Here is a 5,355-nt window from a genome sequence, read left to right as displayed (position 1 = left end):
AGGCTAGCGTTCTAACCAACTGAACTACCGGGCCATTATTGGTGGGAGTTACAGGGCTCGAACCTGTGACCCTCTGCTTGTAAGGCAGATGCTCTCCCAGCTGAGCTAAACTCCCAACTGCCTTTGCCGCTGCTTCTCTCGGCAACAGTAAATAGTTTAGCACAGAACCGCTGATTTGTCAATATGTTTTTCAAAAAAATATGTAATTATTTCCGCATCGTTAAGGTCGGGCCAACACAAGACCCGACCTTTACTTTCTTCCTATTCCTCTTCAAGAACGTCGTTGAGTACCGCCTTAAGAGTGTCGGCAGAACGCTGCAGAGCTGCGCGCTCCTCATCGCTGAGTTCAATCGGAACCTGACCCTCAACGCCATGCTTGCCGACAATCGCGGGCATACTGAGCGCGACGCCGTTGATTTTCTCCGAATTCTGTATGCTCGATACAGGCAGGATCGATTTCTCGTCCCTTACAATCGCCTCGCAGATGCGCTTTACCGACATCGCGATGCCGTAGTAGGTCGCCTTCTTGCGCTTTATGATCTCGTAGGCGCTGTTCTTGACCTCCTCGGCGATTCTGCGCGAAGTTTCTTCCTCGTGGAAATGTCCGCGCATGTTGCAGAACTTGAAGAGCGGAACGCCCGATACATTCGCGCTGCTCCACGCGGCGATCTCGCTGTCGCCGTGCTCGCCGATTATGAAGGCGTGGATACTTCTGCTGTCAACCCCGAGGTGCTCGCCGAGCATATACTTCAATCTCGCGGTATCGAGAACGGTTCCCGAGCCAAACACGCGGTTCGAGGGATATCCGCTGAGCTGCTTTGCGACGTAGGTCAGGATATCAACGGGGTTCGCGACTATCAGAAGAATGCCCGAGCGGTTGTACTTGGCTACTTCCGGAATAATCGACTTGAAGATCGCGACGTTCTTCTTGACCAAATCGAGTCTTGTTTCACCCGGCTTCTGACCCGCGCCCGCGGTGACAATTACGACGGCGGCGTCGCTGATGTCCTGATAAGTGCCCGCGTAAATCTGCATGGGTTTTGAGAAAGGCAGTCCGTGGCTTATATCGAGAGCTTCACCCTCTGCCCTGTCCTTGTCAGCGTCGATCAGCACGATCTCGGAAAAAAGATGGCTCTCCATAAGTGAAAAAGCCGATGCCGAGCCTACAAATCCGCAGCCGATGATTGCCGCCTTTCTGCTGTTCATTTCTACCATAGATAATCACTCCCTGTTACAAAGATAATATTTCCAAAAAATTATTGTTTATTTAAGCGCTGCGGGTGCGTCGGAAGGATCGACGACATTCTCAACCGCCAGCTCTGACGGACACACCTTGCCGTCGGCATCGATAAGACGCTCAACAAGCGTTCCGTACACGCATTCGATACCCTGCGCCTCGAGCACTGCCTTAGCGGTTTCCGTGATAACCTCCGCGTACAAAGACTTCACCCTTAAGAGTACAAAGAGCATCGCCGCGGCTTTTCCGACAACCTTGTCGGCTGCGGCAGCACCAATCCATGTGTCCTCTCCGACAAGTGAAAGCAGCGAATCAAGTCCGCTATCCTCGGAAACATGGACGCTGTCCTTCGCGCAGACGACGAGTTTATAGCCGCCGATGCTGAGCATCTGACGCGCATAGGTCATTTCGGTTATCATTTTGCTTCACCTCTTACTGTTGTCTATTAGTCCTCGTCATAAACCGTCGCTTCAACATAGCCGTCGTCGATCACCTGTCTGCCTGCGCGAGCGACAAAAATCAGAGTGATGATGTCAAACAGTGCCGACACGAGAATCGCGATTCCCGCGAACATAAATAGAAAGTGAGTGGTTTCAAATGGGTTAACAAGAATAACGCCGCCGAGGATTACAGAAATTATCGCGCTGATGATGCTGAAAGCGGAAACAGGCTGGTTGGCTTTTCTTGAGTTGAAATATCCCATGATCTTTATAAAGCCCGAAATCAGCAGTATCACACCGTAGAGTATCGCGATAAAGGCAAAGAAGGACATGATCAGACCGTGAGCTGAAATTGTGAATATTCCTATCGCAAGCAGGATTATCGACCAGATAAGAGTAAAGGTACTCTCCTCCTGCTTCTTGCGCGCACTGAAATAGCGGATAAGATAAATCAGACCGACTACCGTGAGGAAGATTCCGAAGCAAATCACCACAATGGTTGTGAAGGTCTCGGGGTTGATAAGCAGAAATACGCCAACTGCGATTTCAAAAAGCAGCATCAGGATAATCGGGATATTGTTTTTGATGGTGTTCATATTATTTGCCTCCTTAGATTGGATTATTTATCGGATAATCGGACTTATAGCCCGCAATGTACTTCTGTATCTCCGTAGCGTCCACAATATCGACAACGCCATCGCCGTTCACGTCGGAAACGCGGTTTGTCAGAGCATCGGGAGTCACGAGAGCCGCTGTGATACGCTGAACCCCGGTGACATCGGTCACAGTGATATCGCCGTCGTTATCAGCGTCACCGTATATTTTTCCCGTGACAGACGCGAAAACATCGAGCGAGGACAGTACCCTGCCATGAGCGTCGAAAAACGCCTGATTGTCAACCGCTGAGCCGCCATAGTACTTGCCTGCGTCGTCGGGGTCGTATGCCGCCGAGAAGCTCGAAGCCCAGCCTGAGCCGTATTTTTCCCAAAGCTTGCTGTTTGCTTTATATCGGGCTGAATAAGCGCTGCCGCTCAGTCCCGTTGTATCTCCGACGGTAATCCATGCGCCTTCCCAGTAAAAGACGCCGAGTCCCTTTTCTCCGACGTCGTTTACGGCGTTCATCACCGCTCTCACCTCGTCCGCCTGACCTTGTGGCGTGAAGCTCCAGAGCAGGTTTTCGCCCGAGGAATTCGCGCCGCTGTTGACGGTATTCCGAAAGCCGTCGGTATCGTCGAGTGTGAAGGGATATGAGGTCTCTGCGACGAGGGTGTATTTGCCGTAGGTGTCAGCGACGTAGGATAAAACCGTCGTCAGGTTGCTCAGGCTGCCGTGCCAGAACGGATAGTATGAGGTTGCGAAAACGTCGTAGTCAACGCCGTATCTGTTGAGCGAATCGGCAAGGTACTTAACATGACCGTCGCGCTCGGGATTTGTAAAGTGAAGCGCGACAAGGACGTTTTTGTCAAAATCCCTGACCGCCCTGCTTCCCGAATCAAATAGCTTTGACATGGATTCAAAACTGTACTCTCCTGCTATGCCCGTGGTGGTTTCGTTGCCGATCTGCACCATGCCGATATCCGCGCCTGCCGCTTTTATTTTGTTCAGCGAATCCAGAGTGAAATCATAAAGCGCGGTGCATTTTTCCGATAAAGAATAATTCTGCCATTTCTTGGGCGCCTGCTGCTTTTTCGGGTCAGCCCAGAAATCGGAATAATGGAAGTCAACAAGCAGCTTCATTCCGTATTTTGCAGCACGTCTGCCGATTTCAGCCGCGGACTGAACGTCGCAGTTACCGCCGCCGTAGCCCGCGCCGTTTCCGTCAAAGGGGTCGTTCCAGACGCGGACGCGGATATAATTTACCCCGTGATAAGCGAGGATTTTGAACAGGTCGCTTTCGCTGTCTCTTTCATCGTAAAACTTAACGCCCGACTGCTCAAGAGAAAGCACGGAGGATATGTCCATTCCGCGGATAAAATCGGGATTATTGAAGTCAATTTTACCGCTCTGTGCCGCGAACGACGGCAAAAATGCGGAACAGATAAGCGCAAGAACCGTCAGCACGGCAGAAAAAGCCTTTTTGACCATAATTCGCCCCTCCGAATCACTTTATATAACAATGATAACACAAATACGGAAGCAACGTCAATATTTTTCGGTAAATAATTACAGCCATACCGAAAACCGATATGGCTGAAAAATTAATGGCACTGATTTTTCATCGGGCAGTTTGCGCAGCCGCAGCCGCAGGTTGACTGACCCTGTTTTTTCTTCTTTACTCTGTTTATAATTATCAGGGCTAAAACCGCCGCGACTGCCGTGCCGACAACGATGGTGCCCCAATTAGCAGCTAACCATTCCATATATACCTCACTTGAGCTTTACATTTAGCTTTTTCGGTTCCTTGTAAGGTCTGACGAGCAGGTAAATGATGAGAGCCATCACGATAACCGCCGCGATAAGACCGATAAGATTCATATTCCCGAAGAATGCCGAGCCGAGCTGATAGATCATCAGCGACACAGCGTAAGCGAACAGGCACTGATACGCGAGAGCAAATGCCGTCCACGCGGCTGAGTTCATCTCTCTTCTGATTGCGCTCATAGCAGCAATACACGGTGCGCAGAGAAGATTGAAGGTCAGGAAGGAGTACGCCGAGAGTTTTGTCATGCTGATGAAGTCGAGTACTCCGAATACGCCGACGATCTCTTCCTTCGCGATAAGTCCCATTATAGTCGCTACGCTCGCTGTGCTGTTGCCGAAGCCGAGCGGAATGAATATCCACTTGATTGCATCGCCGATTTTGCCGAGAATACTGTCCGCGAGCGCCATATCTGTGCTGAAGCCGAACACGCCGTTCGTCCAGCCGAAGTGTGAGCCTGCCCAGATAATGACAGACGCGAGCAGGATAACAGTGCCTGCCTTCTTGACAAACGACCAGCCTCTGTCCCACATTGAACGCAGAATGTTGCTTAATGTCGGGAGGTGGTATGCGGGAAGCTCCATGACAAACGGAGCGGGATCACCCGAGAAGATTTTTGTCTTTTTGAGCATTATGCCCGAAACTATTATAGCCGCCATGCCCATAAAATACGCGCTCGGCGCTACCCACCACGCGCCGCCGAAAAGCGCCGTTGTGATCATCGAGATAACAGGCAGCTTTGCGCCGCAGGGAATGAAGGTGGTTGTCATTATAGTCATGCGGCGGTCGCGCTCGTTTTCGATCGTGCGCGAAGCCATGATGCCCGGAACTCCGCAGCCGGTGCCGATAAGCATCGGGATAAACGACTTGCCCGAGAGTCCGAACTTGCGGAAAATCCTGTCCATAACGAAGGCGATACGCGACATGTAGCCGCAGCTTTCGAGGAAAGCAAGAAAGAAGAAGAGCACGAGCATCTGCGGCAGGAAGCCCAGTACCGAGCCTACGCCGCCGATAATACCGTTGATAATCAGACCCTTGAGCCAGTCGGCGCAGTTGATCGCGTCAAGCCCTTCCTGAGCGAGCGTCGGAACGCTCTTGACCCACACGCCGTACTCGGACGGATCGGGCGCTTCATCAAGAATCGGGTCAACCAAGGTGTCGAGGTCATAGCCCAGTGCAACAACCGCTGAACCGTAGGTTTCATAGTGCGCGGCGAATTTTTCAAGGCTCGGTTCGTCAGCAAAGAAATCAACGCGCAG

At 51.4% G+C, this 5,355-nt stretch carries 6 protein-coding genes and 1 tRNA gene; all 7 read right to left on the bottom strand.

Going from position 1 to position 5,355, the window contains the following annotated elements; genetic code table 11:
* Positions 1–39: 39 nt before the first annotated feature.
* Positions 40–115, bottom strand: a tRNA-Val gene (locus tag JKK62_RS00215).
* Positions 116–261: 146 nt separating this feature from the next.
* Entirely contained in the window at positions 262–1,215 is a 954-nt protein-coding gene (locus tag JKK62_RS00210) for an L-lactate dehydrogenase (protein ID WP_186833308.1), read from the bottom strand.
* A gap of 48 nt (positions 1,216–1,263) precedes the next feature.
* The gene (locus JKK62_RS00205) at positions 1,264–1,656 is read right to left on the bottom strand and encodes a DUF1893 domain-containing protein (RefSeq protein WP_186833309.1); all 393 of its coding nucleotides are present in this window, start codon (positions 1,654–1,656) and stop codon (positions 1,264–1,266) included.
* Positions 1,657–1,682: 26 nt separating this feature from the next.
* Entirely contained in the window at positions 1,683–2,273 is a 591-nt protein-coding gene (locus tag JKK62_RS00200) for an HdeD family acid-resistance protein (protein WP_186833310.1), read from the bottom strand.
* A gap of 13 nt (positions 2,274–2,286) precedes the next feature.
* Positions 2,287–3,762 (bottom strand): glycosyl hydrolase 53 family protein, encoded by a 1,476-nt coding sequence (locus JKK62_RS00195; RefSeq protein WP_186833311.1) that lies wholly within the window; start codon positions 3,760–3,762, stop codon positions 2,287–2,289.
* Positions 3,763–3,875: 113 nt separating this feature from the next.
* Positions 3,876–4,037: a FeoB-associated Cys-rich membrane protein gene (locus tag JKK62_RS00190; RefSeq protein WP_186833312.1), complete on the bottom strand. Its 162-nt coding sequence runs from the start codon at positions 4,035–4,037 to the stop codon at positions 3,876–3,878.
* 7 nt (positions 4,038–4,044) lie between these two features.
* Positions 4,045–5,355 (bottom strand): ferrous iron transporter B (locus JKK62_RS00185; protein WP_201426510.1); only part of this gene is annotated, 1,311 nt, incomplete at its 5' end.

This window comes from Ruminococcus difficilis (genome assembly GCF_016680995.1).
Note: the sequence above shows the minus strand (reverse complement) of the source record. Positions and strands in the feature narration are given on the sequence as shown.